This is a genomic window from Aliidiomarina minuta, assembly GCF_003987145.1.
Lineage (GTDB): Bacteria > Pseudomonadota > Gammaproteobacteria > Enterobacterales > Alteromonadaceae > Aliidiomarina > Aliidiomarina minuta.
Genome location: NZ_PIPL01000003.1, coordinates 286369 through 311448 on the forward strand (window position 1 = coordinate 286369; position 25080 = coordinate 311448).

A 25080-nucleotide genomic window follows, 5' to 3' on the forward strand; every position below is an offset into this window, starting at 1 on the left:
GATGCAGTTTATGAATCGTACCAATCGACTATTTAAAGACATTAGGTAGCTCAATCAAGTATTCTTAACGCATAGTGAAATGAAACCAGGTAGTAATGACTGAAAACCTTACAGTAGACTTTGTCAGCAGTATAAGTGAAGTTTCCGCCGAGGAGTGGGATGCGCTTTTCCCGATCCCGTATCCTTTTATTCGTCATGCATTCTTTGACGCATTGGAGCGAGGTGGCAGTATAGGTGCGCTCAGTGGCTGGGTGCCGCGTTACGGGTTGGTGTATCAGAGAACACAACTGATAGCTGCGATCCCCTGGTTTCTTAAGTCTCACTCTTATGGCGAATACTTCTTTGACTGGGCCTTTGCAGAGGCCTATGAGCGCTATAATCTGGATTATTACCCCAAGCTGGTTTGTGCTATTCCGTTTACCCCCAGTTCAGGGGCACGCCTGGGGCTGGCGGCGGGCTGGAAGGCAGAGCAGGTGTTACCAACGATTGAAAAGAAGCTGGATGAACTGGCGATTGCCTATGGGGTTTCTAACTGCCAGTGCCTGTACCTGGAAGATGATCTGAAAGGGGAGTTTATACAGCGCGGTTGGTGGCAGCGGGATGATGTTCAGTTTCAATGGCTTAATCACGATTATTCCAGCTTTGATGATTTTTTGGCTCAGCTGACCTCACGTAAACGTAAGCAGATCCGTAAAGAGCGCCACGCAGTTATAGCACAAGGCGTTGAGGTTAGAGTATTACTGGGAGGTGAACTGGACCGGCAGTTCTGGCTCGAGTTCGCACAACTTTATCAGCTTACTTATTTGAAGCGGTCAGGGCACCATGGTTACCTGACCCCCGATAGCTTCATGCGCCTGGGCGAGGCTTTGGCAGATAGCATTATGGTTACCGCAGCTTTTTGTGAGCAGAAAATGGTGGCTGCTGCGTTGTACTTTTACTCCGACAATACTTTGTATGGGCGCTACTGGGGATGCCAGCAGGAATTTGATTTTCTACATTTTGAGACCTGCTATTATGCGGGTATTGAGTTCTGTATTGAACGAGGGCTTTCTTTTTTTGATGCGGGGGCTCAGGGAGAGCATAAATTAAAACGGGGCTTTGAACCGATTGTGCGACATGGCGTTTATCGCTTTACAGAATCGCCTTTGACTCCGGCGATTGAAGGTTTCTGCACACGTGAACGGCAAATGCTAGCTCAGTACCGGGCTCAGGCTGAGCAGCAATTACCTTTTCGTAAAAGTTAATCACGCAGGAAGTGCAATAAACGATTATTAGCGGGCATACTGTGGTCTTTATGCAGATGAAAGCCCTGAGCTTTGGCCAGTGGCTGGATGTCTTCAATATCACGAATGCCCATTTGCGGATCGCGGGCACGCAACGACCGGTCAAAAGCCTGATTACTGTCGCTGGTAAAGGCGCCGTTGTAATTAAAAGGTCCGTAAATACACAAAGCTGCTTTAGTATTACCTGAATTCAGGTTGCAAAAATCAGGTAGTCGTTGAAAGAACTGTTGCACTGTTGGCCAGCTCATAATGTGTAGGGTGTTGGCACTAAATATCGCATCGACTGGCGGTTGGTTATAACTGTTGTTTGTAATATCCAGTTCAATAGGAGGTGGTAAATTAGGCAAGGCTGCCTGCTCAATCCGTTGCTGCAAACCTTCCAGATACCTTGCCTGATCGCTGCATTGCCAGGTCAGGTGAGGCATATGCTGAGCAAAATAAACAGCATGCTGGCCGGTACCGCTGCCGACTTCTAATACTCGGGAAGAGTCAGAAAAAGCGGGTTGCAAAACATCCAGAATAGGCGACTTATTATTTTCGCAGGCTTGTGAAAACGGCAACAGCATATATTTTTGGATTCTTAGAACGTGGCATGAATAAGGTGGATACTAACAGTATACTGGTGCCTGCTACAAAAAAGCTTCCTGCATGTGTACGAACTCCTCAGCTAAGTCGCCATCAAGAAAGTCTGCAATACTACGAATTTCATCGATACTTATATCCATAGATTCAGCCGGTAAGTCGAGCGCATTTATAAAAAATGCAGCGGTAAAAAGCGCGACTATAATGAACAACACTGGGTTATGAAACCGCGGGTACCTAATCGCACTGGATAAGCGATCTAGCCTTGCTATAGCCTGAAATTAGTACCTTTTAGGCGCTGAATTTCAGAATAAGGTCTGATCTTATGCCCAAAACTAACATTTATACTCTGTGGGTCAACTTATGAAACATATCAGGGCAAGGCTTATGGCAGCATTTAAGACGGTCTTTAGTTTAGGCATCTTAATATTTGTTCCTCCTTCGCTAGCGCAAGATAGCAGAGTGGAGCGACAAACGTTAAGTTTTAGCGGGATTATAGAGCCAAACTGTCGGTTGGGAGTCAACGCCAGTCATCCCGCCGCCCGGCCTATGAACCTGGCACTTCGAGCAAATGCTCCTCCCCAGATAGTTGCCGCTATCCAATTACACTGTAACGCAGCACAGCGAAGTACTATGGTAACTTATCACTCGCAAAACGGGGGGTTAAGAAACTCAACAGGTACTGTAATAGATTACCTTACTGACTTAACTGGCATTCAGGGGGGAAGTCTGGCTAGTGCTGGGCCCTGGGTAGTGGAGCAAAGGGCTGTGCCGAGAGTTAATTTTTTACGAGTGCGGCCACAGGGGAGCGGAATAGAACCGGTGGGTGAGTATTCAGATACTATAATTATCAGCGTTGCTTCGCATTAAAATGTCATAAATTCATACCTGGTGGTTACGCCACCTATTGGTCAACTAGATTCAAAGAGTGGAACTACATATGACCTATATAATTGTTTCGTTAGATAAAAAGTGGAGAACACAGTGGGTGTCACTGCTGCAACTCGTGGCCCCTTTACGTAAGCATCTGTACTGCAGTAGCTTGGCAGAGCTGGCAAAACTTGAACTGGAAGAAAGGACAGTCATCTATATTGACTGCAAGTCGGTCGGGTTGCCGCAGTATTTGCCTTACAACCCGAGCCCCGCTCTGAGTAGTTGCAGCTTTGTGCTGGTTAATACAGGAGTTTTGCCGGATAACGGCTTATTACACTTTTTAAAAATTGGTTTCAATGGCGTTATTAAAGGAGAAGAAAAGCCGGAGGTAACGCTAAAAGCACTGGAAAGTCTTTCCCGCCATGAGTCCTGGTTTCCGCGGCGTATTGTCGAACAAGCTGTTAGGGATTATCAGGCAAGCAGCACCACACAGGAACAGGTAGTGTATGAGTTAGCTGCGGCGTATAACCTTAGTAAGCGTGAGCAACAAGTGTGTATGGCTTTAATAGAAGGCGATAAAAACTGTGAAATTGGCAATAAACTTTTTATTAGCAAACATACAGTGAAGTGTCATGTAACCAGTCTTTATCGCAAGCTCGATATTAATTCCAGGCATGAAATATTAGCTGCGGTTAATCGGAGGTTAAAGAGACCTGCAGGACTATCGCTCGCAAGTTGATAACCCTGAACTAATACCGCAGGGCTTTAAATTTTACCCTGTCGGTCTGATAACTAAACCTTAGTCTGTTGCATAAAATATTTGAGTAGTCTGACGGCGTAGAACGCTGCTGTAAACAAATAATTATTGGCATCACAATTAAGGAATACGACCATGAAAAAATTAACATTAGCTTTGGCAGTTTCAGCATTAGTTGCTGGTTCTTCTGCGTTGGCTCAAACCAGTGACACAGTAACCTTCAGTGGCTCCATACCTGCCATGTGCACGCTTAATTTAAATGACCTGCTGGCTCCCGGTGCATTAGACCTCTCAGCTGGCGCAGCTTTCCAGAAAGTAGCAGGCGTTGGTATTTGGTGTAACGACGGCCTTGGTTTTGCTGACGTCACCTATACAACCAATACTCCTGGCGGTGGCCATGGACTGATTGGCCTTGTTACTGGCGACACCATTCAATACGAAGGACGTGTGCAGGGCATTGGTGGTTCTGTATATGTACCCCCTATTAACGGTGCTACGGTAAGTCAGATCGCGGGTAACAACATGGCTGGCAATCATGTTTATTCGGACCTGGAAATTCGCCCAAACACGAACGGTTTTGAAGCTGCAGATACTTATACTGGTGTCATTGATATCAGTGTCGCACCACAGTAAAAATCGATAGTTATGAATTAAAAGCGACCAGCGTTGGCCGCTTTTTTTTAACCCGAAATTAGTACTGAGTTGTTCTCTAATTTACCACTCTTGTTCGATTAATAATTGATGGTTGCTTTCTATCCTTACGGGGCAGTTAGTTGACTGCAACAAGAGACAGTAAAACGAACAATCACTTATTTATCTGTTAAGGAATACAATCATGAAAAAATTAACACTTGCGCTGGGAGTAGCAGCATTAGTTGCTGGCTCTTCAGCCGTAGCACAAACCAGTGACACAGTAACCTTTAGCGGCTCAATCCCCGCTGTATGTACATTGAACCTGAATGACCTGTTAGCCCCGGGCGCATTAGACCTTGCGGCTGGCGCACCTTTCCAGAAGGTAGCGGGTGTAGGTATCTGGTGTAACGATGGTCTTGGTTTTGCTGATGTCACTTACTCTACTGGTGGTGATGGCCTGATAGGCGCTTCCAGCGGCCATGAAATTACTTATGACGGACAGGTTGTAGGTGTCGGTGGCCCTGTATCTGTACCACCTTTCACAGGTGCTACATTGAGTCAGCCTGCGGGCAATGACATGGCCGGTAACCATGTTTATTCAGACCTGGAAATTCAGCCTCTTACCAACGGTTTTGAGCCTGCGGATACTTATACCGGCGTTATCGATATAAGTGTTGCACCTCAATAAGTTGGATTGCTTAAGTTATATGTACTCCAGATATAAGTTATGGCGGCCTGCGCAGGCCGCCTTTTTGGATCCGAGGTTGGTTATGTTAAAAACAATAAAATATTTAGCCTTTCTGTTTATTATCTCTTTGACTCAACCCTTATGGGCTTACGAGTTATTTCCTATCAGTTTAACTTTGGATGAGGTGGGTAGGGGATCCGCCGGTGTTTTTCGCTTGCAGAATACTAATGAGAGACCACTAACCATTGAAGTAACTGCTGCCCGTCGTTTATTTGAGGATGGTTATTATAACGAGACCGAACCTGCAGAGGACGACTTTCTTATTATGCCGCCCCAGGCATACATAGAGCCGGGTGAATTTCAGGTGTTTCGAGTGCGTTACCTGGGTGAAACACAACTCAATCAGTCTGCTGGTTATCGAATTATATTCCGCCAACTGCCAGTTGACCTGGGGCCTCTGGAAGGGTCCGGGGTACGCTTTGTCATGCATGTACATGCTCCGGTGTTTGTTTCACCTGTGGGGGTGGAGCCTCGTATCAGCAGTACTATCGATTTCACGCCTTTGCACGATGAAACACGTTTTGACCCAGGTTATTTTGATGTTGCCAATGAGGACGGAGTCATAGTGCTGACGAATCACGGCGATGGCATGCAGGACTTGTCATTGGGTCGGCTGGAAGTCACCTCTGAGCACGGGGAAACATTATCATTACCCTGGAGCGAGTTTTCGAGAGGTGTTTTCGTACGTTATTTACTACCAGGGGGAGAAAGCAGAATTCCGGTGGAGGGTCTGGGATTGGAAGTCGAGGGTAAATTAGCGTCGGTACGTTTTGTAAGTACAGAATAAATGCGCTCTACTGTTGCGTTACTGTTCTTGCTGGCTTTTTCACCTGTGGCCCAGTCAGCTATTTTTGAGGTTCCTCTGATTTATGATGAGCATGAGGTTGGGTTCGTTCTCATCGAAATGGTTGGGAGTGAGGTTGTGGCTGTAGATGGGGCTGGCCTTGCTGAGTCTTTGCAGTATCGGCTGGAGAGTGGCCTGCGTGAGCGACTAAAAAATATGAGTATGCTATCGGCGGAAGAGCTACAGGAATTTGGTATTGAAATTTCGTTCAGGCCCAGAACTATGGATCTGGTAGCTCGCCTGAGCTCAGACGTGTTTGGAACTTCTGATATCAGCCTTAACACCCGCCAGCCGGTGCGAGGGAACATGGTTGCCCCCGCATCCTGGGCTTTTTTGAATAATTTTAATGTGGCTGCTGAACAAGAATTAAACACCGAGGATAAACGGGCCAATGCTGACTGGCTGGGGTCGTTAAACCTGGGCGGGGTTAGGGGCTTGAATCTTATCTGGTCTGCAACCGGTGACTATATATCATCAACGGAGACCACCAACCTGTATCGTGGCGAAGTAACCGCCTTTCATGATATGCCAGCGGTACCTTTGCGCCTGGCCGTGGGTGATATTACTACGCAACCCAGAGGGCATCTCGCCGGCAGTCCGTTGGGAGGTTTCTCAATTGACACCGCCTATTATGAACTGCAGCCGACCCGGCGTATTTCACCGGGTACCCGTCAGCAACTGGTGGTTCGTGAGCGAGCCGATATCGAGATTTATATTAATGGCCGCGGATTGCAGCGTTTGCGTTTGGCACCGGGTCGTTATGATCTAACTGACCTGCCGTTAAATCAGGGCAGTAATGAAATAGAGGTTTTTTTGTTTTATGCCTCTGGCGAATACGAAGTTCAGCGTTTTACGCAGTTTTATAATGCGCAGCTATTGGACCCCGGGATTGTCAATTTCTCGCTGGCTGGCGGTTATCGATCTGAATTTTCGCCTGACGAGGGAATTGTTTACAGTGAGGACTCCCTGGTAAGTGCCGCCATTGATCGAGGCATGACCCGATGGTTAACCCTGGGAGCGAACGCGCAGCACCATGAACTTGGAAACGTGGTTGGGCTGAGCACGGTATTGGGCACTCCATTTGGTAGCTTTAGTTTTCGATATTCGCAAAGTGAAGCCGAAGGAGTAACCGGGAATGCAGCAAGCGGAGAATGGCAGCACCGGGTTTTTGGAGCTCATCGTTCAGGCGCGCCTAACTTGCGACTCGCCTACGATAATTATGAAACATTTAATAACACCCCCTGGCTGAATAACCGGATGCTGGACGGAAGTCGGGTGCTGGCAAGTTACAGTGCCTATATGGGAGACAATATTGAGCTTCGTTTTAGTTATCAGGATAATCGGTCTCGTGATGACCTGGTTCGTCGTGAAGGTGAAGTCAGAGCGGTTTACCGATGGCGTGGAGTACGTGTCGGCGGAGGTGTGCGGCGAAGTAACTTTTTAATGACCGATAGCGATGAGTATGAAGGCTTCCTGAGCATAGATATTAACATATTCAGGCCCCATTCCGGGATGCGGTATCGAGCGACCTATGACTCTTATGATGAACAGGCTCAGCTTGCTATCGCTAAAGTGTCCCGGGAAGTCACTGGAGCTTCCGCATTCAGTCTCGCTCACGTGGAAAACCCGTTATCAAGTACCACCTATGGCCGCGCCGACTATATTGCAAACCGAGCTCGTATGGGGGTCTTTAGTCAGTATGAAAATACCAATAGTGGTGACTCAGGATACGCAGGAGCACAGTTTAATACTGCAATGGGTTGGGCTGATGGTCACTTTGGCTGGGGACGGGCTGGCACAGGACCCTTTACGATAGTTTCATCGCATGAATCATTGCAAAAGGCGCCGGTACTCGTTAATGAAACGCCCTATGGACCAGAAGCTATAGCTAAACCTTTTGCCGGGGCTTTACTCACTGCAAGGCCACGTCATAGAGGCAACAACCTGATGGTGAACGTACCAGACGCGCCCATAGGTTATGACTGGGGAAGTGGCCAGCATCATGCTGGCGCCGGAGCGGTAACCGGAACTTTAATTACAGTAGGCTCAGATGCTTATTATTCGGTGCTGGGGGTTCTCAAAGATGCGCAAGGTGAGCCTATACAGTTGCAGGCAGCGCGTCTGTCTGGAGAAGAGTTAAGTATGACTATTTTTACCAATAGTGGGGGCGTTTTATTGCAGAAGGGCTGCGCCCAGGGAACTATACAATCCAACTGACTCAACAGCCCGAGGTGAACTACCGTCTGCATATTCCGGAGGACGCGGACACCCTTTATCGGGTTGGCGAATTAACTCCTGCTGAGATGGCGAGGTGATTACAATGATAGTCCGATATAAAGCATACCTGGCATTGGCAATATTATTGCTGATGGTATCAGACGCTGGAGCAACAAAAGACAACGAGTGTTCGGGAAGCTGGTTGATAACGGTTCATGAAACGCGAACTGAGTTTACCGCTGGAAATGAGGTCGCCGCGTGGCTTCCCGCTGAATTAAGGTTGAGCGGGGCACTGGTAGACTGTGTCGACTATATGTTGATAGGCCCAGGGGATGGATCTTCCTGGTGGATTGATAGTGGTTTTGAGCGACTTGAAGTCACACCTTATGATGCGAGGCGCAATCCGTTACTGATCCCACGACAAGGCGATGGTTGGTTGCTGCCGTTGCCGGGGCAACAGGAACAGCATTCTTTCTGGTTGCGGGTGGCGAATGCCAGACAAGCCGTACCCGGAGTTTACCGCGGTTTAATTGAAAGCGAGCCAGGTAGCCGGCGAATTTCTCATATGCCTTTGTTAAGGGAATCTACTGCGCTTGAATTTGTAGTTGAACCTCGTGTTTCACTGCATTTGGATTCGCTCAACGGTGGTTGGAGTGGAGGGAAAAACTCATATTTTCGGGTTGGATTAGGGGTTTTGCATAGCGGTCTGACACGAGAGTTTGATGTCGTGTTGAATAGCAACACTGACGTTTCACTGGAAATTAGTAGTCAGAACCTTGGCCTGCTGCGTCATACTGAGCGCTACAGCGCGACTATTCCCTATCAACTCAGGGTCAACTGGCAATCAGTTGATTTGACCGGTGTAGGCATGGTGCACTTACCTCGCCAGGGCAATAACTGGCGGGTTCCTATGCAGGTGTCGGTCCCCTATGTTTCTGATTTTGCGCTCGCCGGAGAGTATAGTGACGTTATTACTATAAATGCTTATGCTCAGGAATAAACTTATTACTAATTTTTAACAATCTGTTATGTTAATATTATAGGTCATTTCCAATCGGAGAAATTGCATGCAGGGTAAAGTTCGTTGGTGTGGGGATTTAACTTTTTTAGGTACTTCTGATAGCGGTCATCAGGTCGTTATGGATGGTAATAGTGGCGGAAAGGCCCCAAGCCCAATGGAAATGGTATTACTGTCTACAGCCAGTTGCTCTTCTGTGGATGTGGTTAATATTTTAGAAAAAGCCCGCCAGGCCGTTAATGGTTGTGAAGTGGAGATCAAAGCGCAGCGTGCGGATTCGGTACCCGCTGTGTTTACCGCTATTCACCTGCATTTCATAGTTAGCGGCGCTAATGTCGGCGAGTCTCATGTGGAGAGGGCGGTAAAACTCTCAGCAGAAAAGTATTGTTCAGTTTCCATTATGCTCGGGCACTCTGTGGAAATCAGTCACAGCTATGAAGTAAAAAGTAGCTAATTTGAATTGGTTTAAATTCTGTTAGGTACAGGTATACTAAATAAAGCATCTATTGGCGTTTAGTCAGGTAAACGGAATTAATGGATATAATAATTATAGAGGACAACCCGGAAACGCTAGGCGTGCTACGGGACTTTTTTCGTTCAGTTGATACCTCAGCATCAATTCAGACCTACACTAACGGCAATTCGCTGCTTGAAGGCGATGCTGTAGTGGCTGCTGATATTCTGATTCTGGGCTATGATCTGGGTGTTTCAGTGACGGGGACTGAGTTATTAAGTTATCTGGAGTGGAGCCACCGGATTTCGGCGAAAACCCAGGTTGTTTTTGTCTCCAATACCATAGAGCAGGCTCGTCGGCAGGCGCCACTCCGGTTTACCGTAAGTAACTTCTATAATAAACCGGTAAGCCTGGCTCATGTGGCGACTATCGTTAAGTTTGCGCGGCGTAACCGTGATTACTTCTCGTCTGTTTTCTATATGATTGATAAGCAGAAGTGGGCTGCTGCCTATAAAAGCCTGCAGCTTTGCAAGCAGGGGTGCCCGGCAGAACTAGAAGAGCAGGCCTTGTTGATTGAGTTTATGCTGAATGTTCAGCAAGGCTCCTATAGTCACTTATTACGCAGGGTGCAGTCAGTTAAAGAACTGAGTTGGGCACCTTATATACGAGTAAGGGCATTGGCGGCACTGGGGCAGTACGAAAAGTGTAAGCAGCTTTTTTCGACCTACGATGAAAAGGACCCTTACTTTAGCGCCAGCCTGGCGGTGGTAAATCAGCTGGCGGTGACGTCGCACAGTGACCCCGAGTCTTTTATGCCTGCCCACTTGAAAGATTCTGACTTGTCTTTGTTTGAATGTGAGTATAAAGCAGCGTTGCTGACCAATAGTGGTAATTGGTTGAAGGCTCTGGGTTATTTGGCGAATAAGCAGAAACGTGCGCCGAAACGATCACACAAAGCCTATTTCTATTCTGTTGCCATTGTGAAAAACCTTTGTCTTGAATTGTTTCAGGAAACGGATAATGAATCGTATATTCACCTGGAAAAACATCTGGAGTTTCACGCTCAGCTGTTACAGCAGGATTGTCAAACGAGGGACTTAGAATTATTCCAGGAGCTGTTGCCAGCGTTGGTGCAAGCCCTGCAGTGCGGAAAGCTCCGGGAGCAGGAAACAAGCGGATTAATCATGGATGACATGGAAGGCGGGGACAATTCGCCGTTCGTTTACATCCTGCGCTATATAGTGAAATGGCTGGAGGAAGGCAAAGCTTCTGTACCCACTGTGTACCAGTGTGCTCTCGCAATTGAGCGTCAGGGCTCTACGAGTCGCGCTGCTACCAACCAGCTATTATTGCAAAAAGTGCTTGAATTCACTTTAAAGAAACCAGTGCAACGGGCATTTTTATCCAATCAGTTAGGTAAAATGTTATTTAAGTCGGGGCGAGCTGATTTAGCGGCTATGACTTTTACCAGAGGCGTCAGCTTACAGCCTGATAATCAAAAGATGAGTAACAACCTGCAGGCATGCATGAGACACCTGGATGTGCGGCAGTTTCTTGGCCATGAAGTTATCTTGACTGGTAACGTTGAGAGTTAAAAATAGCTTTTACGAAGCGAAATGTGTTGACAAAATCAAGACTCACCTCTATATCGTTTGTATTGTAATCAGACTGATTTTGGTGAGGACATCATGGCCGCTTTAAACCGCGATATTTTATTAAGAAAACCTTTCAATGACTTTCGCAACTACCCCTATGGTTTTGCGCGGTCAGGTGATTTCTCTATTCGGGAAAGCGATGCTTTACTGCATTATGGGTGTTTAATCAGCGCCATGCTTGCTGGCGAACTGGTAGCAGAAAGTGACGAAGATATAAGTTTGCTCGCAGTGGCCCGGGGCGAACAAGCAGCGACTACAGCTGTTGAGAAGGCTTGGGTTAAATATCAAAGCCGCATTAATCGCCCTAAAGTAGGCAGTATGTATGGGCGTAGTAAAATAGCGGATGAGGATTATTACTCCAGCTCTACTGAAGATGATGACCTGGTGCTTGAGGATTAAAGAAGCCGGCGTTTGCCGGCTTCTTTGTACATGATCAGGAGTTTTGTTCCCGGGTGATGGCCCGGTGTCCAATGTCCCGTCGATAATAAAGATTGGGCCAGGTTATTTTATCAACCAGGGCATAGGCCGCATGTTGGGCACTGGTCACATCATCACCCAAAGCGGTGCAGCATAAGACACGGCCACCATTGGTCTTAACCAGGTTGCTGTCTAACTGAGTACCCGCATGGAAAACCTTTGCCTGCAGACTATTTTCGACCTCATCTAATCCTTCGATAGGGTCTCCTTTTTGATAAGACTCGGGATAACCGCCTGCTGCCAGAACCACGCCAACCGCGGCTCGTGAATCAAATTCAATAGGTGTCTGGCCTAAGCGGCCAGATAGTGCGTCCAGACATAGCTCAACCAGATCGGATTGCAAACGCATCATAATAGGCTGAGTTTCAGGGTCGCCAAAACGGCAATTGTATTCGAGCACCTTGGCGCTCCCATCCTCGGCAATCATCAGCCCGGCGTAGAGGAAACCCACATAGGTATTACCTTCTGTGCGCATGCCTTCAACCGTTGGGCGCATAATATGTTGCATTACCCAGTCATTGATTTCGGGAGTCAGAACCGGAGCCGGTGAGTAGGCGCCCATACCGCCTGTATTGGGTCCGATGTCTCCGTCGTCACGGGCTTTGTGGTCCTGGCTGGAAGCAAAAGGCAATATAGTGTCGCCATCGACCATGGCAATAAAGCTGGCTTCTTCGCCGAATAAAAACTCTTCAATTACGACCTGAGCGCCAGCACTGCCAAACTTATTACCCGCCAGCATATCGTCAATAGCTTCATCGGCCTGCTCCAGCGTTTCAGCGATAATGACGCCTTTTCCCGCAGCTAGTCCATCTGCTTTAATAACTATGGGCATAGTGTGCTGGCGCACATATTCTTTAGCAGGAGGGATATCCGTAAAAGTTTCATAGGCTGCTGTTGGAATGTGATGACGCTGTAAAAAATCTTTACAGAATTTCTTCGAACCCTCCAGTTGAGCCGCTCCCTGACTAGGTCCAAAAATGGCCAGACCCTGCGCCTGGAAAGTATTGACGATGCCCTCTACTAAAGGTGCTTCGGGGCCGACAATAGTTAAATCAATATCCTTTGCCTGGGCAAAGGAAAGCAGATTAGGAATATCGTCAGCGTTGACGGCAATGTTTTCTATCATGGGCTCTAAGGCGGTTCCAGCATTACCTGGTGCAACATAAACCTGGCTTACGCGCGAGGATTGAGTCACTTTCCAGGCTAATGCATGTTCGCGGCCACCGCCGCCAATGATCAATACTTTCATTTAGTTCTCTCTACTCTTCAGGTTTTCGGAATTTCAGGGTAAACCGGTCGCTTTCGCCAATGTCCAGATAACGCTGGGCATCTTCATCGCCCCGGCGCATGGTTGGTGGCAGAGTCCACACACCATCAGCGTAATCCGCGGTGTCAGCAGGGTTGGCATTTATTTCACTACTGGCAACCAGTTCGAAACCAGCCTCTTCAGCGTATTTCACGGCCCAGCTTTGTTTCATGTAACCACTAGTACTTACTTCATCGTCATCCCGGTCTTCAGGCAAACGATGATCTACTACACCTAAAATGCCACCTGGACGAAGTGCTGCATAAAAAGCATCAAAGGCATTTTCCATGCCTTCTTCACCATCGCGCATGTACCAGTTATGTAAGTTACGAAATGTCAGAACCCGGTCTGCTGAACCTTCCGGTGCTATTTCATGTTCACTGCCTGGCATGAAAGAGGTTACCTGCACATTTTCGTATATGGCACTGCTTTGCAGAAATTGGGCATAACGGCCTCGAGCCTCACTAAAATAAGCTGATTCAGTGTCTTCCGGGAAATGGGCGGCATAGTAAGTTCCTGTAGCATATAGATACGGGGCCAGTATTTCGGTATACCAGCCAGCCCCTGGCCATATTTCGACAACCGTCATATGCGGCTGAACGTCAAAGAACTCGAGCGTTTCTGCAGGATTACGAAATTCATCACGAGCACGATTGTCAGGGTCCCGTGACGCCGCATCCACAGCCTGTTGCAAGGTCGGAGGCTCATCGACATTGATAAAAGGTTCGTGTCCTTCGTCTAGCAGAAGCTCGTGATCAGGGTCAGTCAGTATTTCTTCTTCTGCTTCCTGCTGCTCCAGAGCTTCCTCTGCCGCTGTTTGCGGCAGAGCATAGGCAGCGCCTGCCATTAGGCTGGCTGCCAGGGCTGAAGTGATAAGCCATGTATTCATCGTTAACATCCTCTTTTCGCTGCTAAAAGCATAAGCGTAGCAGTAAATTGATATTAATGACGGAAGTGGCGTATCGCGGTGAAGACCATCGCCATATCGTGCTCGTCTGCGGCGGCGATGATTTCTTCATCACGAATGGAGCCACCAGGCTGAATTATAGCGCTGATTCCGGCTTCCGCAGCGGCATCAATGCCATCACGGAAAGGGAAAAAGGCATCTGATGCCATAACTGAGCCGGCAACCTCAAGGTTTTCGTCAGCAGCTTTAATTCCTGCAATTTTAGCACTGTAGACGCGGCTCATCTGGCCAGCGCCTACACCTACGGTCATGCCGTCTCTGGCATATACAATGGCGTTAGATTTAACAAATTTGGCTACTTTCCAGCAAAATAGCAGGTCTTCCAGTTGTTTGGCCGTAGGCTGTTTTTTACTGACCACCTTGAGTTCAGATTCGGTGACAACGGCGCTATCACTATCCTGTACCAGAATACCACCTTGTACGCGTTTGTAATCCATTTGCGGTGTGGTTTGTTGCCAGTCGCCAGTTGTCAGTAAACGCACATTCTTCTTACTGCCTACTATGGTTTGTGCCTTACGGCTAGCACCCGGGGCGATAATAACTTCTACGAACTGGCGGGTGATGATGGCGTTGGCAGTGGCTTCATCCAATTCTCGGTTGAATGCGATGATGCCGCCAAAGGCTGAAGTCGGGTCGGTACTAAAAGCGCGCTCGTAAGCCTGCATAATAGTTTCACCAACGGCCACACCGCAAGGGTTGGCATGTTTTACAATGACGCAGGCTGGCTGAGAGAATGATTTTACGCACTCAAGTGCCGCGTCGGTGTCGGCAATATTGTTGAACGAAAGCGCTTTGCCCTGTAACTGGGTCGAGGTAGCAACAGAAGCAGCGGTCACTCCTTTCTCGGTATAAAAGGCAGCCTCTTGATGACTGTTTTCACCGTAACGCAGGTCTTCTTTTTTCTCAAATTGGAGATTCAGAGTGCGTGAGAAACGCTGAGGTTCAGCGCCAGACACTCGTTGTCCTAAATAATTAGCGATCATGCCATCGTATTCGGCAGTGTGCTCGAAAGCGGCTACCGCCAGATCAAAGCGGGTTTGTTGCGTCAGGCTGCCGTTATTGGCGGTCATTTCTTCTATCACCCGGGGGTAGTCATTAGCATTAACCACGATGCCCACGTCGTTATGGTTTTTAGCCGCCGCGCGAACCATAGTGGGGCCGCCGATATCTATGTTTTCAATAGCGTCAGGTAAGGTACAGCCCTGTTTTTCTACCGTCGCTTTAAAGGGATAAAGGTTTACTACGACAAGATCAATGGGTTTAATATTATGTTCCTGCATAACCGCAGAGTCGGTATCGCGACGGCCGAGAATGCCACCGTGAACTTTAGGGTGCAGTGTCTTCACCCGGCCATCCATGATTTCCGGGTGACCTGTATGTTCAGATACTTCAGTTACCTGGAGACCATTCTCTTGCAACAGTCGTGCTGTGCCTCCGGTGGAAAGCAGCTCCACATTCTGCGCTGCCAGCGCTTTGGCAAACTCAAGAATACCGGTTTTATCTGAAACACTTAATAAGGCACGACGGATTGGGCGACTCTGGCTCATGGCAAAAACTCTCGTATTAAATTTGAGGACATTAATGTTCGTCTGGAAGGGGGGAAATTATACGCTAACTGTAGCCTGAATAGAATGGCAGGTAAAAAAAAGCCCCGCTGAATGGCGGGGCCTGGGTGGCATATTAGTTCATACCGTATTTTTTTAACTTTTTGCGTAAAGTACCGCGATTGATACCCAACATGGTGGCAGCGCGAGTCTGGTTGCCACGGGTGAAGGTCATAACTTCTTCCAATAAAGGCGCTTCCACTTCAGACAATACCAGTTCGTAAAGCTCTTGCGGATCTTCACCTTCTAACTGAGTCAGAAAGTTGTTTAGTGCCTGCTTTACGGAGTTACGCAAGGGTTTAGGGTTAGCGTTTGGGCCCGGAGTCATCAGGGGCGTGTTTACTGCATCACGATTTACGTTCTGATCAAACATAGTAGCGCTCTTTTCTCTCTTGTAAGTTTACAAAATATTGGTCCAAAGCATCGGTTTGGGCCGAGGCACTTTCCAGCGAATTAAAGAAAGCTCTGAAACTCAAAGGATCTTCAATGGCCTGTAAATACCAACCAATGTGTTTTCGGGCTATACGCAAACCCTTAAAGTCACCGTAAAAATTATGCAGTTGCTGCAAGTGCTGGCGCATGACTTCTGCGACCTCGCTCATCGGCGGAGCTTCCATTTGCTGGCCAGTTTCTAAAAAATGTACAATTTCCCGAAACAGCCATGGATTTCCTTGCGCACCGCGGCCAATCATAATGGCACTGGCCCCGGTGTACTCCAGAACGTCACGTGCCTGCTGAGGCGTTCTGATATCGCCGTTAGCCACAACCGGAATAGACACGGCCCGGACAATAGACCGGATCGTTTCGTACTCGGCCTGACCTTTGTACATGCATGTTCTGGTTCTGCCATGTACGGCCAGCGACTGTATGCCTGCCTGCTCCGCTATCTGTGCTATTTCAACACCGTTACGTTGTTCAGGGGACCAACCGGTCCGGATCTTTAACGTAACGGGTACTGAAACGGCTGCAACTACTGCATGTAAAATTTCAGTAACCAGCTGTGGATCCCGTAAAAGCGCGGATCCAGCTAGCTTTTTATTCACCTTCTTCGCTGGACAGCCCATATTAATGTCGATGATTTGGGCGCCTTGCATTACATTGTGTATAGCCGCGTCTGCCATCAGTTGTGGATCGGAGCCTGCAATCTGGACAGCCCTGATGCCAATATCCTGCTGATGTAGCATGCGATGTTGTGACTTTGCAGTGTCCCAGACTCTGGGATTGCTCGACAACATTTCCGATACGGCCATGCCAGCGCCAAGACGCACACAGAGGTTGCGAAAAGGAGCATCAGTCACACCAGCCATCGGCGCTAAAATCACATTGTTGCTTAAGGTATATGGTCCAATCCGCATCGGTCAAAAACTGTGCAGCGAAAGGGGAGAGAATTTTATGGAATTTGGGGGATAAAGAAAAGGCGATAAAGTGAACAAAATTATCTTTTTTTTTCACTTTTCGCCCTTGACTTTAATTCTCTACAGCCCTTGTCGGGCAAAGGCTATGTTAACAAGCTGTAAGTGCTGTCGCTTTATTGTCGTTGACCATGCAGCAGAACCCACTCTTCGCTTTGCCGTTGCGGAGCAAAGTTTATGGTAGGTTGGTAAGCTTGTATCACTTGTTCAGCCTGACGTTCCAGAATGCCTGACATGGCAATCAATGCAGAGTCACCGACGTAAGCAAGAATAACGTCAGAGAGTTCCTGTAAAGGGCCCGCCAGTACATTTGCGACCACTAAGTCAGCGGCCAATGAAGGTTGTTCGGTAGGTAAATACACTTCAAAACGATCGGCAACACCATTACGTTCGGCGTTGTCCCGGGTCGCGATCAAGGCCTGGCGATCAATATCAATACCGACGCAACGTGCTGCACCGAGTTTTAGCGCTGCAATGCCTAAAATGCCTGAACCACAACCAAAATCAACGATGGTTTTTCCGCTTAAGTCTTGTTCCGCCAGCCACTGCAGACATAAAGCCGTTGTTGGGTGAGTACCGGTACCAAAGGCCATTCCCGGATCAAGCAGTATGTTCGCTGCATTGGGGTCTGGTGCTTCATGCCAGGACGGAACTACCCACAAATTGTCGGCAAACTGGATAGGTTTGAAGTTATCCATCCATTCCCGTTCCCAGTCTTTATCTTCTAATGGGTCGGTTTTGTAGTTGAAGTCGGCACCTAAGTAGCGGACCTGGCGTAGCCGTTTGATAAGGGCTGGCATATTATGCGCAGCATCAAAGAGCCCGGTAACCAGGGTATGTTCCCAGAGTTGTACTTCGCCAGGGCCAGGTTCAAAGATAGGTGCATCTTTTCCATCCCGGTAGGTAACCGCCTGCGCACCATTAGCCATAAGCACATCGCCCAACTGGCGGGCGTGTGCTTCATTGCTGGACAGCGTTAATTGAATCCAGGCCATGTTTTAGGAAAGACCCAGTTTCTTCTCCAGATAATGGATATTAGTACCACCATGCTGGAAGTTTTCATCGGCCATGATCTTCTTTTGCAGTGGCGTATTGGTTTTAATGCCTTCAATGATCAGTTCACTGAGGGCGTTGCGCATGCGGGCAATGGCAACGTCACGATTGTCACCATAGGTGATAAGTTTACCTATCATGGAGTCGTAGTTGGGTGGTACCCGGTAGTCTGCATAAATATGGGAGTCCCAACGCACACCCATGCCACCTGGTGGGTGGAAACGGGTAATAGTGCCAGGCGAAGGCACAAAGCGCTCCGGATCTTCAGCGTTGATACGACATTCAATGGCATGACCGCGAACGACAACATCTTCCTGGCTAAAGGAGAGTGGCCGGCCGGCAGCAATACGCAATTGTTCTTTAACCAGATCGATGCCCGTTACCATTTCAGTAACAGGGTGCTCTACCTGAATACGCGTGTTCATTTCAATGAAATAGAACTCACCGTTTTCATACAGAAACTCAAAGGTACCAGCGCCGCGATAACCCAGTTCAACACAGGCGCGCGCACAACGCTCGCCAATGCTCTTACGCATTTCAGGGGTAATACCTGGTGCGGGTGCTTCTTCCACCACTTTTTGGTGCCGACGCTGCATTGAGCAGTCTCGCTCTCCCAAATGTACAGCGTTGCCCTGACCATCCGCCAACACCTGAATTTCGATATGGCGTGGATTCTCGAGAAACTTTTCCATGTAGACAACGGGGTTGCCAAATGCAGCCCGGGCTTCATTTTGCGTAGCAACGATAGAGCTCAGTAAGTCTTTTTCTTCGCGCACCATGCGCATACCACGACCACCACCACCGCCAGCAGCTTTGACAATGATTGGGTAGCCAATGCGTTTGGCTATTTTCAGGTTCTTCTCGTCGTTGTCGTCGAGAGGGCCCCCGGAGCCTGGTACGCAAGGTACACCGGCTTTTTTCATGGCTTCGATGGCAGACACTTTATCGCCCATCATGCGGATCAGCTCCGGCGTTGGACCGACAAAAATAAAGCCTGAGTTTTCGACCTGCTCGGCAAAGTCAGCATTTTCGGCTAAGAAACCATAACCGGGATGAATAGCGGCAGCATCGGTAACTTCAGCAGCGCTGATGATGCGAGGAATATTAAGGTAACTGTCAGTCGCTGAAGGTGGGCCAATGCAAATGGACTCATCTGCCAGCAGCACATGTTTCAGGTTTTTATCAACCGTAGAATGGACGGCGACGGTTTTAATGCCCAGCTCTTTACACGCACGCAATATGCGCAGGGCAATCTCGCCTCGGTTGGCTATAACAACTTTATCTAACATAAGAAGGCCTGCTTAAATCGATTATTCAATTAGGAAAAGAGGCTGATCAAATTCAACCGGCGCTTCATTATCAACCAGTATCTTTTTCACGACGCCGCTGGCATCTGCTTCTATCTGGTTCATCATTTTCATAGCTTCGACGATACACAGTGTGTCGCCAACATTAACCTGCTGACCGACCTGAACAAAAGCTTTAGAGCCCGGTGCTGGTGACTCATAAAAAGTACCCACCATAGGAGAACGAACGATATGTCCGGTTTCCTCAGCTGCAGCAGGTGCACTTTCGTTGCTGGCAGATGTACTGGCAGGAGCTGCTGGTGCAGCTGGCGCTGGCGCCGCAGGTGGTGGGTAGTGATATGCCGGTGCGGGCGCAGGGCTGTGGCGGTTGATGCGCACAGACTCTTCACCTTCGGTGATTTCCAGCTCGGCAATACCGGACTCTTCAACTAGCTCTATCAGTTTTTTTATTTTGCGAATATCCATAGCTCGTATCTTTACTCTGGTTAAAATTTAACGGGAAGCCTGCAGCTGCTGAATAGCAGCTGCAAGCGCAAATTCGTATCCAGCAGCGCCCAGTCCGCAGATAACACCTTGTGCGCAATCTGACAGATAAGAATGCTGACGGAAAGCCTCGCGGGCATGTACGTTAGACAAATGAACTTCAATGAAAGGCACTTTAACAGCCTGAAAAGCATCACGCAGCGCAATACTGGTGTGGGTTAAAGCTGCCGGGTTTATGACAATGAAGTCATACTGGCCACGGGACTGTTGCACGGCATCAATAAGCGCATGCTCTGCGTTGCTTTGCAGGCAGGTTAAAGCGACCCCCGCTTCTTTTGCTTGCGCAGTAAGGCGTTGGTTAATGTCATCCAGAGTGTCTGTACCATATATCTCTGGTTCACGTTGCCCCAGCATGTTCAGGTTAGGGCCGTGTAGTACTAAAACTCGCTTTTCTTTAGCCATATTGATGCTATCTGCCGCGAAACAGGTGAGAACCTAAAAACGTGCCCACCAATAGATTAATTATTGCCATTATAAGGCTTAAATTTAAAATGGCAGTAAAATACTGGTCTTATCACTGCATTTCGCTGCAAAATCTATTAATTACTCAGTTTTTTCAGGTGCTCCGTAAAGTCGGCTGCATTCATAAAGCCAGTGACTCTCTGTTGGCTGACTTCTTCCCCTTCAGGGTTGAAGAATAAAATAGTAGGCAAACCTAATACCTGATATTCGCTAAGTAATTCGGTGTTAATGCTATTAGTGCGGGTGACATCGGCCTGGATAAGACGCATGTCTGCTAATTGTTGTTGTACCTGCGGGTCACTGAAAGTGTAAATTTCCAGCTCTTTACAGGCTACACACCAGTCTGCATATAAGTCCAGCATGACCCACTGACCATTGTCTGTGGCTTCTGCGACTACTTGCTGAACTTCAGCAAGATCAGTCACAGGTTCAAATTCAAGATGATTGGCATAAGAACCATCCAGATAAGGTTTCTGCCAGAGGATGCCTGCTGTAAGCAGGGCGCCCAGTATGACGGCGGTTAGCATGCGGCCAGGGTTTCTCAGGTGCGGCCACAGACTCCGTATAATTAAAATCACGCTAAACAGGAAGAACGCAATCCAAAGCGCAGCAGCCCAATACATGGGAATGAGTCGTTCTAGTAAAAACAGCGCGACGGCTAAAAGCAGCAGACCGAAGATCAGTTTGACGCTATTCATCCAGGGGCCAGCCTTAGGAAGCAGTTTGCCCCCCGAAGCACCGATGATCATCAACGGAATCCCCATGCCGATACTGAGTGCATAGAGAATTATACCGCCGGTGAAAACATCGCCTGACTGAGCGATAAACAGCAATGCACCGGATAACGGCGCTGTAGTGCAAGGAGAAGCTATCACTCCAGACAGTGCGCCCATGGCAAATACGCCGGGGTAGGCACCGCCTTTCTGTTTTTGACTTAAGGTATTGATCCTATTTTGCACGCTGGCCGGTAGTTGCAGGGTATAAAGGCCAAACATGCCCAGCGCCAGTACCACAAAAATGATGGCCAGGGTAAGCAGAATGGCTGGGTGTTGCATATACGCCTGGTATTGCATACCCGCCAGAGCAACCAGGATACCCAGTGCGGTATAAGTAACGGCCATGCCCTGCACATAAACAAAAGAAAGTAAGAAGCCACGGCTTGCTGTGAGCTTTCCTTTCTGGCCACCGATAATGGCGGCAACTATCGGATACATGGGGAAAACGCAGGGGGTAAAAGCCAGGCCTACACCCAAAATGAAAAACAGCGCCAGGGCCCAGATTAGGTTGTCACCCTGCAAAATGGAAAAAAGCCCGCCACTGTCAAAACTCTGCGCTTCAGAGAAGTCCTGTAATTGCCCCGGCTCACGCTCACTAACGCCATCGCCGACCTGATTGAGGTAAACGGTTTTTACGGTAGGGGCATAACATAAGCCCGCATCGGCACAGCCCTGATAGCGTATGTATAAAGTGTCGCCCTGATTGACTGATGCCAGTTGGATAGTGATTTCCACTGAATCCCGGTAAATAAAAACATCGCCAAAAAATTCATCGCTATATTCATCAGCCCGGGGTAACGGCTGAACTTCTGCTATTTTGTATTCAGGTTCATAAAAGAAACGGTGCTGATACAGATAGTAACCTTCTTCAATCTGCCAGCGTATGATCAGGAGGTCGTCCTGCTGCTCGTAATCAAACTGAAAGGCCTGGTCGACAGGCAGAAAGTCACTGTTACTAGTGACATTACCCGGATTGAAATTTTGTGCGTGACTGCCTGCAGCGAATAGAAACAGCCAGGTCAGTAACAGGGGGCGTAAATACTTCATTAGTTTTCAGTTACGTCCTTTATCCAGTTGAGATACGCGGGCAAACCTGCGTTGATATCGAGCGCAATAATCTCTGGAACATCATATGGGTGTGCTTGCTGAAGTAGGTTCTGCAGAGCTTCGAAACAAGGCGCCTGTGTTTTAATTAACAGCAGTACTTCATTGTCCTGCTCAATTTTACCTTCCCATTCATATACAGATACCAGTTGCGGCACTATATTGACACAGGCGGCCAGCTTTTGTTCCACCACCAGGCGGGCAAGCTGACTGGCGGTATCCTGATCCGGAACCGTGCATAAAACCAGTTGCGTGTCGCTACTCATATATTGCTACCTGTTTTTCGTTACCGGTTGAAACCAGGGATATGATGCCCCATCTGTTTAATAACACCAAGTCAGGATTTTTATATGTTTCGAATATTATTACTACTATTTATCGTTCTGCCGATCATTGAAATCGCCGTGCTGCTGCAAATTGGTAGCTGGCTGGGTGGCTGGACTACATTATTTTTAATAATCCTGACAGCGGTCGCGGGGGCTTCTCTGGTTCGCCAGCAGGGTATGCAGAACTGGATGCGGGCGCAGCAGCGCATGGCCAGTGGTGAAATGCCCGGCATCGAAATGGCAAATGGCATTCTTATATTTGTGGCGGGTATTGTACTTATAACACCAGGTTTTGTGACTGATGCTGTAGGCCTGCTGTTGTTGCTTCCTGTTACGCGTGCACCGATCGCCAGAGCACTGATGAAAAAACTGCTAGTGCGCGGTGGACAGCCCGGTGCAGGTGGTTTTGCTCACTTTCAGTTTCAACAGCGCCGTCAGAGCGGACAGCAGTCTCCGTTTGGGCGTCAGCCGGGACAGCAGGATAAAGACGGCACTGTGATTGACGGTGAGTACGAACGTAAACATGAGACGAATTCGCAATTGTCTGATAAAGACGATGAAAAATAGATTTTTTTTTCGTATGCCCCTTGGATTCCTGCACGCAGGCCCCATTTTGCATACATCTGAAATTTAACACCGGCCTGATTTCAGGTCTTTCGTTATATCAACATAAGAGTATGGGAGTACTTACAAAATGAAACTTCGTCCTTTGCATGATCGCGTGATTATTAAGCGTGCTGAAGCGGAAAGTAAATCAGCGGGCGGCATCGTGTTGACAGGGTCAGCAGCCGAGAAGTCTACACGTGGTGAAATTGTAGCCGTTGGTAATGGCCGTATTCTGGATAACGGTGAAGTGAAGCCTCTGGACGTTAAAGTTGGCGACAAAGTGTTGTTCAGCGAAGGTTACGGCGTGAAAACCGAGAAACTGGATGGTGAAGAAGTACTGATCATGAGTGAATCAGACATTCTGGCTATCGTAGAGTAATTTTGGTTAACCGAATTAAGTAAGGAATAAGAATCATGGCAGCTAAAGAAGTTAAGTTTGGTAACACAGCACGTCAAAAAATGATGAAAGGCGTAAATGTTCTGGCCGACGCAGTAAAAGTTACTTTGGGCCCTAAAGGCCGCAACGTAGTGCTGGACAAATCATTTGGCGCTCCAACCATCACTAAAGATGGTGTCAGCGTAGCTAAAGAAATCGAACTGGAAGATAAGTTCGAAAATATGGGCGCGCAAATGGTTAAAGAAGTTGCGTCTAAAGCCAACGATGAAGCGGGTGACGGTACAACTACAGCAACAGTGCTGGCGCAGTCTATTGTTTCAGAAGGTCTGAAATCAGTTGCAGCGGGCATGAACCCAATGGATCTGAAGCGCGGTATCGATAAAGCAGTCATCGCGGCCGTTGAAGAACTGAAAAAAATCTCTCAGCCTTGCGCTGACAGTAAAGCGATCGCTCAGGTAGGTACTATTTCTGCCAACTCCGATAAAACTATCGGTGAAATCATTGCTCAGGCAATGGACAAAGTAGGTCAGGAAGGCGTTATCACTGTAGAAGAAGGCCAGGGCCTGCAGGACGAATTGGATGTGGTTGAAGGCATGCAGTTTGACCGTGGTTACCTGTCTCCTTACTTCATGAACAACCAGGAAGCTGGTCAGGTTGAATTGGAAAGCCCGCATATCCTGTTAGTAGATAAGAAAATCTCTAACATCCGTGAGCTGCTGCCAACTTTAGAAGCCGTGGCTAAGTCAGGTAAGCCATTGTTGCTTATCGCTGAAGATGTAGAAGGCGAAGCCTTAGCGACACTGGTAGTCAACAACATGCGCGGCATCGTTAAAGTTGCAGCTGTGAAAGCACCAGGTTTTGGTGACCGTCGTAAAGCTATGCTGCAGGACATCGCAGTACTGACCGGTTCTACCGTTATTTCTGAAGAAGTTGGTATGGAACTGGAAAAAGCGCAGCTGGAAGATTTAGGTAGTGCTAAGCGTGTTGTGATCAATAAAGACAACACTACTATCGTTGGCGGTGCTGGCGATGAAGCGACTATTGAAGCGCGTGTTGAGCAGATTCGTAAGCAGATTGAAGACACGTCCTCTGATTATGACCGCGAAAAATTGCAGGAACGTCTGGCTAAGTTAGCTGGCGGTGTTGCTGTCATTAAGGTTGGCGCTGCCACCGAAATGGAAATGAAAGAGAAAAAAGCACGTGTTGAAGATGCTCTGCATGCAACACGCGCTGCGGTTGAAGAAGGCGTTGTACCTGGTGGTGGTGTTGCTCTGGTTCGTGCAGCAAGCATGCTGGCAGACCTGCGTGGCGACAACGAAGACCAGAACGTAGGCATTAAAGTAGCCTTACGTGCGATGGAGTCTCCGTTACGTCAAATCGCGACCAACGCTGGTGCAGAAGCCTCTGTTGTGACTAATAAGGTCAAAGAAGGCACAGGTAACTATGGTTACAATGCTGGTAATGACACTTATGGTGACATGCTGGAAATGGGCATCCTGGATCCAACTAAGGTGACCCGTTCAGCACTGCAGTTCGCAGCTTCTATTGCCGCATTGATGATTACTACCGAAGCTATGATTGCGGATATCCCGCAAGATGAGCCTGCCGGTGGTGGCATGCCTGGTGGAGACATGGGCATGGGCGGCATGATGTAATCCTGCTGTCTGCTTAACAAA

At 48.2% G+C, this 25080-nt stretch carries 26 protein-coding genes; 13 read left to right on the forward strand and 13 right to left on the reverse strand.

Annotated features, from left to right (window positions below):
* Positions 1–95: 95 nt before the first annotated feature.
* Positions 96–1244, forward strand: coding sequence for a GNAT family N-acetyltransferase (locus CWE09_RS13075; protein ID WP_126804499.1), 1149 nt, complete (start codon positions 96–98; stop codon positions 1242–1244).
* On the opposite strand, the gene CWE09_RS13080 is transcribed toward CWE09_RS13075, so the two are convergent.
* Together CWE09_RS13080 and CWE09_RS14185 are read right to left on the reverse strand one after the other, a co-directional pair.
* Positions 1241–1849 (reverse strand): DUF938 domain-containing protein, encoded by a 609-nt coding sequence (locus tag CWE09_RS13080; protein ID WP_126804500.1) that lies wholly within the window; start codon positions 1847–1849, stop codon positions 1241–1243. The genes CWE09_RS13075 and CWE09_RS13080 overlap by 4 nt on opposite strands.
* A gap of 63 nt (positions 1850–1912) precedes the next feature.
* Positions 1913–2080 carry a hypothetical protein gene (locus CWE09_RS14185; protein WP_157982861.1) on the reverse strand — a complete coding sequence of 56 codons (168 nt, stop codon included), beginning with the start codon at positions 2078–2080 and terminating at the stop codon, positions 1913–1915.
* A gap of 725 nt (positions 2081–2805) precedes the next feature.
* Here CWE09_RS14185 and CWE09_RS13085 point away from each other — a divergent pair.
* From CWE09_RS13085 to CWE09_RS13125, 9 genes are all read left to right on the forward strand, one after another.
* Complete coding sequence (locus tag CWE09_RS13085) at positions 2806–3477, forward strand: response regulator transcription factor (protein ID WP_126804501.1); 672 nt, start codon at positions 2806–2808, stop codon at positions 3475–3477.
* 153 nt (positions 3478–3630) lie between these two features.
* Positions 3631–4128 carry a hypothetical protein gene (locus CWE09_RS13090; RefSeq protein WP_126804502.1) on the forward strand — a complete coding sequence of 166 codons (498 nt, stop codon included), beginning with the start codon at positions 3631–3633 and terminating at the stop codon, positions 4126–4128.
* Between the two features lie 202 nt (positions 4129–4330).
* Positions 4331–4816, forward strand: a complete 486-nt coding sequence (locus CWE09_RS13095; RefSeq protein ID WP_126804503.1) for a hypothetical protein — start codon at positions 4331–4333, stop codon at positions 4814–4816.
* 82 nt (positions 4817–4898) lie between these two features.
* Entirely contained in the window at positions 4899–5663 is a 765-nt protein-coding gene (locus tag CWE09_RS13100; RefSeq protein WP_157982862.1) for a fimbria/pilus periplasmic chaperone, read from the forward strand.
* Complete coding sequence (locus CWE09_RS13105; protein ID WP_126804505.1) at positions 5664–7937, forward strand: fimbria/pilus outer membrane usher protein; 2274 nt, start codon at positions 5664–5666, stop codon at positions 7935–7937. It begins immediately after the preceding gene.
* A 103-nt stretch (positions 7938–8040) separates the two neighbouring features.
* Entirely contained in the window at positions 8041–8937 is an 897-nt protein-coding gene (locus CWE09_RS13110; RefSeq protein WP_126804506.1) for a hypothetical protein, read from the forward strand.
* Between the two features lie 67 nt (positions 8938–9004).
* Positions 9005–9409, forward strand: coding sequence for an OsmC family protein (locus CWE09_RS13115; protein ID WP_126804507.1), 405 nt, complete (start codon positions 9005–9007; stop codon positions 9407–9409).
* An 80-nt stretch (positions 9410–9489) separates the two neighbouring features.
* The gene (locus tag CWE09_RS13120) at positions 9490–11004 is read left to right on the forward strand and encodes a response regulator (RefSeq protein ID WP_126804508.1); all 1515 of its coding nucleotides are present in this window, start codon (positions 9490–9492) and stop codon (positions 11002–11004) included.
* Between the two features lie 93 nt (positions 11005–11097).
* A complete protein-coding gene (locus tag CWE09_RS13125) occupies positions 11098–11463 on the forward strand; it encodes a MaoP family protein (RefSeq protein WP_126804509.1) in 366 nt (121 codons plus the stop codon).
* Between the two features lie 34 nt (positions 11464–11497).
* Here the strand turns inward: CWE09_RS13125 and purD are convergent, their stop codons facing one another.
* The 11 genes from purD to cutA all read right to left on the reverse strand — a co-directional run bounded on the left by purD (position 11498) and on the right by cutA (position 22341).
* A complete protein-coding gene (gene purD / locus CWE09_RS13130; RefSeq protein ID WP_126804510.1) occupies positions 11498–12790 on the reverse strand; it encodes a phosphoribosylamine--glycine ligase in 1293 nt (430 codons plus the stop codon).
* Between the two features lie 10 nt (positions 12791–12800).
* Positions 12801–13736, reverse strand: coding sequence for a class I SAM-dependent methyltransferase (locus CWE09_RS13135; RefSeq protein ID WP_126804511.1), 936 nt, complete (start codon positions 13734–13736; stop codon positions 12801–12803).
* A 53-nt stretch (positions 13737–13789) separates the two neighbouring features.
* On the reverse strand, positions 13790–15361 hold the full coding sequence (gene purH, locus CWE09_RS13140) for a bifunctional phosphoribosylaminoimidazolecarboxamide formyltransferase/IMP cyclohydrolase (protein WP_126804512.1): 1572 nt from the start codon (positions 15359–15361) through the stop codon (positions 13790–13792).
* 133 nt (positions 15362–15494) lie between these two features.
* Positions 15495–15791: a DNA-binding transcriptional regulator Fis gene (fis, locus tag CWE09_RS13145; RefSeq protein WP_126804513.1), complete on the reverse strand. Its 297-nt coding sequence runs from the start codon at positions 15789–15791 to the stop codon at positions 15495–15497.
* Complete coding sequence (dusB, locus tag CWE09_RS13150) at positions 15784–16773, reverse strand: tRNA dihydrouridine synthase DusB (RefSeq protein ID WP_126804514.1); 990 nt, start codon at positions 16771–16773, stop codon at positions 15784–15786. The genes fis and dusB overlap by 8 nt, the downstream gene beginning before the upstream one ends.
* A 173-nt stretch (positions 16774–16946) precedes the next feature.
* Positions 16947–17825, reverse strand: a complete 879-nt coding sequence (gene prmA / locus CWE09_RS13155; RefSeq protein WP_126804515.1) for a 50S ribosomal protein L11 methyltransferase — start codon at positions 17823–17825, stop codon at positions 16947–16949.
* A gap of 3 nt (positions 17826–17828) precedes the next feature.
* The gene (accC, locus tag CWE09_RS13160) at positions 17829–19172 is read right to left on the reverse strand and encodes an acetyl-CoA carboxylase biotin carboxylase subunit (RefSeq protein WP_126804516.1); all 1344 of its coding nucleotides are present in this window, start codon (positions 19170–19172) and stop codon (positions 17829–17831) included.
* A gap of 21 nt (positions 19173–19193) precedes the next feature.
* On the reverse strand, positions 19194–19655 hold the full coding sequence (gene accB / locus CWE09_RS13165) for an acetyl-CoA carboxylase biotin carboxyl carrier protein (RefSeq protein WP_126804517.1): 462 nt from the start codon (positions 19653–19655) through the stop codon (positions 19194–19196).
* Positions 19656–19682: 27 nt separating this feature from the next.
* Positions 19683–20135, reverse strand: a complete 453-nt coding sequence (aroQ, locus tag CWE09_RS13170; protein ID WP_126804518.1) for a type II 3-dehydroquinate dehydratase — start codon at positions 20133–20135, stop codon at positions 19683–19685.
* 137 nt (positions 20136–20272) lie between these two features.
* Positions 20273–22018, reverse strand: coding sequence for a protein-disulfide reductase DsbD (locus tag CWE09_RS13175; protein ID WP_126804519.1), 1746 nt, complete (start codon positions 22016–22018; stop codon positions 20273–20275).
* Positions 22018–22341, reverse strand: a complete 324-nt coding sequence (gene cutA / locus CWE09_RS13180) for a divalent-cation tolerance protein CutA (RefSeq protein WP_126804520.1) — start codon at positions 22339–22341, stop codon at positions 22018–22020. Before cutA ends, CWE09_RS13175 begins: the two co-directional genes overlap by 1 nt.
* An 84-nt stretch (positions 22342–22425) precedes the next feature.
* Here cutA and CWE09_RS13185 point away from each other — a divergent pair, with 84 nt between their 5' ends.
* From CWE09_RS13185 to groL, 3 genes are all read left to right on the forward strand, one after another.
* Complete coding sequence (locus CWE09_RS13185; protein WP_126804521.1) at positions 22426–22968, forward strand: FxsA family protein; 543 nt, start codon at positions 22426–22428, stop codon at positions 22966–22968.
* A 127-nt stretch (positions 22969–23095) separates the two neighbouring features.
* Positions 23096–23386 carry a co-chaperone GroES gene (locus CWE09_RS13190; RefSeq protein WP_126804522.1) on the forward strand — a complete coding sequence of 97 codons (291 nt, stop codon included), beginning with the start codon at positions 23096–23098 and terminating at the stop codon, positions 23384–23386.
* 35 nt (positions 23387–23421) lie between these two features.
* Positions 23422–25059, forward strand: a complete 1638-nt coding sequence (gene groL / locus CWE09_RS13195; RefSeq protein WP_126804523.1) for a chaperonin GroEL — start codon at positions 23422–23424, stop codon at positions 25057–25059.
* Positions 25060–25080: the final 21 nt, after the last annotated feature.

Bases quoted from the DNA above. Each gene is read 5' to 3' on its own strand.
- CWE09_RS13075 (WP_126804499.1), top strand. From the start codon at position 96: ATGACTGAAAACCTTACAGTAGACTTTGTCAGCAGTATAAGTGAAGTT.
- CWE09_RS13080 (WP_126804500.1), bottom strand. From the start codon at position 1,849: ATGCTGTTGCCGTTTTCACAAGCCTGCGAAAATAATAAGTCGCCTATT.
- CWE09_RS13085 (WP_126804501.1), top strand. From the start codon at position 2,806: ATGACCTATATAATTGTTTCGTTAGATAAAAAGTGGAGAACACAGTGG.
- CWE09_RS13090 (WP_126804502.1), top strand. From the start codon at position 3,631: ATGAAAAAATTAACATTAGCTTTGGCAGTTTCAGCATTAGTTGCTGGT.
- CWE09_RS13095 (WP_126804503.1), top strand. From the start codon at position 4,331: ATGAAAAAATTAACACTTGCGCTGGGAGTAGCAGCATTAGTTGCTGGC.
- CWE09_RS13100 (WP_157982862.1), top strand. From the start codon at position 4,899: ATGTTAAAAACAATAAAATATTTAGCCTTTCTGTTTATTATCTCTTTG.
- CWE09_RS13105 (WP_126804505.1), top strand. From the start codon at position 5,664: ATGCGCTCTACTGTTGCGTTACTGTTCTTGCTGGCTTTTTCACCTGTG.
- CWE09_RS13110 (WP_126804506.1), top strand. From the start codon at position 8,041: ATGATAGTCCGATATAAAGCATACCTGGCATTGGCAATATTATTGCTG.
- CWE09_RS13115 (WP_126804507.1), top strand. From the start codon at position 9,005: ATGCAGGGTAAAGTTCGTTGGTGTGGGGATTTAACTTTTTTAGGTACT.
- CWE09_RS13120 (WP_126804508.1), top strand. From the start codon at position 9,490: ATGGATATAATAATTATAGAGGACAACCCGGAAACGCTAGGCGTGCTA.
- CWE09_RS13125 (WP_126804509.1), top strand. From the start codon at position 11,098: ATGGCCGCTTTAAACCGCGATATTTTATTAAGAAAACCTTTCAATGAC.
- purD (WP_126804510.1), bottom strand. From the start codon at position 12,790: ATGAAAGTATTGATCATTGGCGGCGGTGGCCGCGAACATGCATTAGCC.
- CWE09_RS13135 (WP_126804511.1), bottom strand. From the start codon at position 13,736: ATGAATACATGGCTTATCACTTCAGCCCTGGCAGCCAGCCTAATGGCA.
- purH (WP_126804512.1), bottom strand. From the start codon at position 15,361: ATGAGCCAGAGTCGCCCAATCCGTCGTGCCTTATTAAGTGTTTCAGAT.
- fis (WP_126804513.1), bottom strand. From the start codon at position 15,791: ATGTTTGATCAGAACGTAAATCGTGATGCAGTAAACACGCCCCTGATG.
- dusB (WP_126804514.1), bottom strand. From the start codon at position 16,773: ATGCGGATTGGACCATATACCTTAAGCAACAATGTGATTTTAGCGCCG.
- prmA (WP_126804515.1), bottom strand. From the start codon at position 17,825: ATGGCCTGGATTCAATTAACGCTGTCCAGCAATGAAGCACACGCCCGC.
- accC (WP_126804516.1), bottom strand. From the start codon at position 19,172: ATGTTAGATAAAGTTGTTATAGCCAACCGAGGCGAGATTGCCCTGCGC.
- accB (WP_126804517.1), bottom strand. From the start codon at position 19,655: ATGGATATTCGCAAAATAAAAAAACTGATAGAGCTAGTTGAAGAGTCC.
- aroQ (WP_126804518.1), bottom strand. From the start codon at position 20,135: ATGGCTAAAGAAAAGCGAGTTTTAGTACTACACGGCCCTAACCTGAAC.
- CWE09_RS13175 (WP_126804519.1), bottom strand. From the start codon at position 22,018: ATGAAGTATTTACGCCCCCTGTTACTGACCTGGCTGTTTCTATTCGCT.
- cutA (WP_126804520.1), bottom strand. From the start codon at position 22,341: ATGAGTAGCGACACGCAACTGGTTTTATGCACGGTTCCGGATCAGGAT.
- CWE09_RS13185 (WP_126804521.1), top strand. From the start codon at position 22,426: ATGTTTCGAATATTATTACTACTATTTATCGTTCTGCCGATCATTGAA.
- CWE09_RS13190 (WP_126804522.1), top strand. From the start codon at position 23,096: ATGAAACTTCGTCCTTTGCATGATCGCGTGATTATTAAGCGTGCTGAA.
- groL (WP_126804523.1), top strand. From the start codon at position 23,422: ATGGCAGCTAAAGAAGTTAAGTTTGGTAACACAGCACGTCAAAAAATG.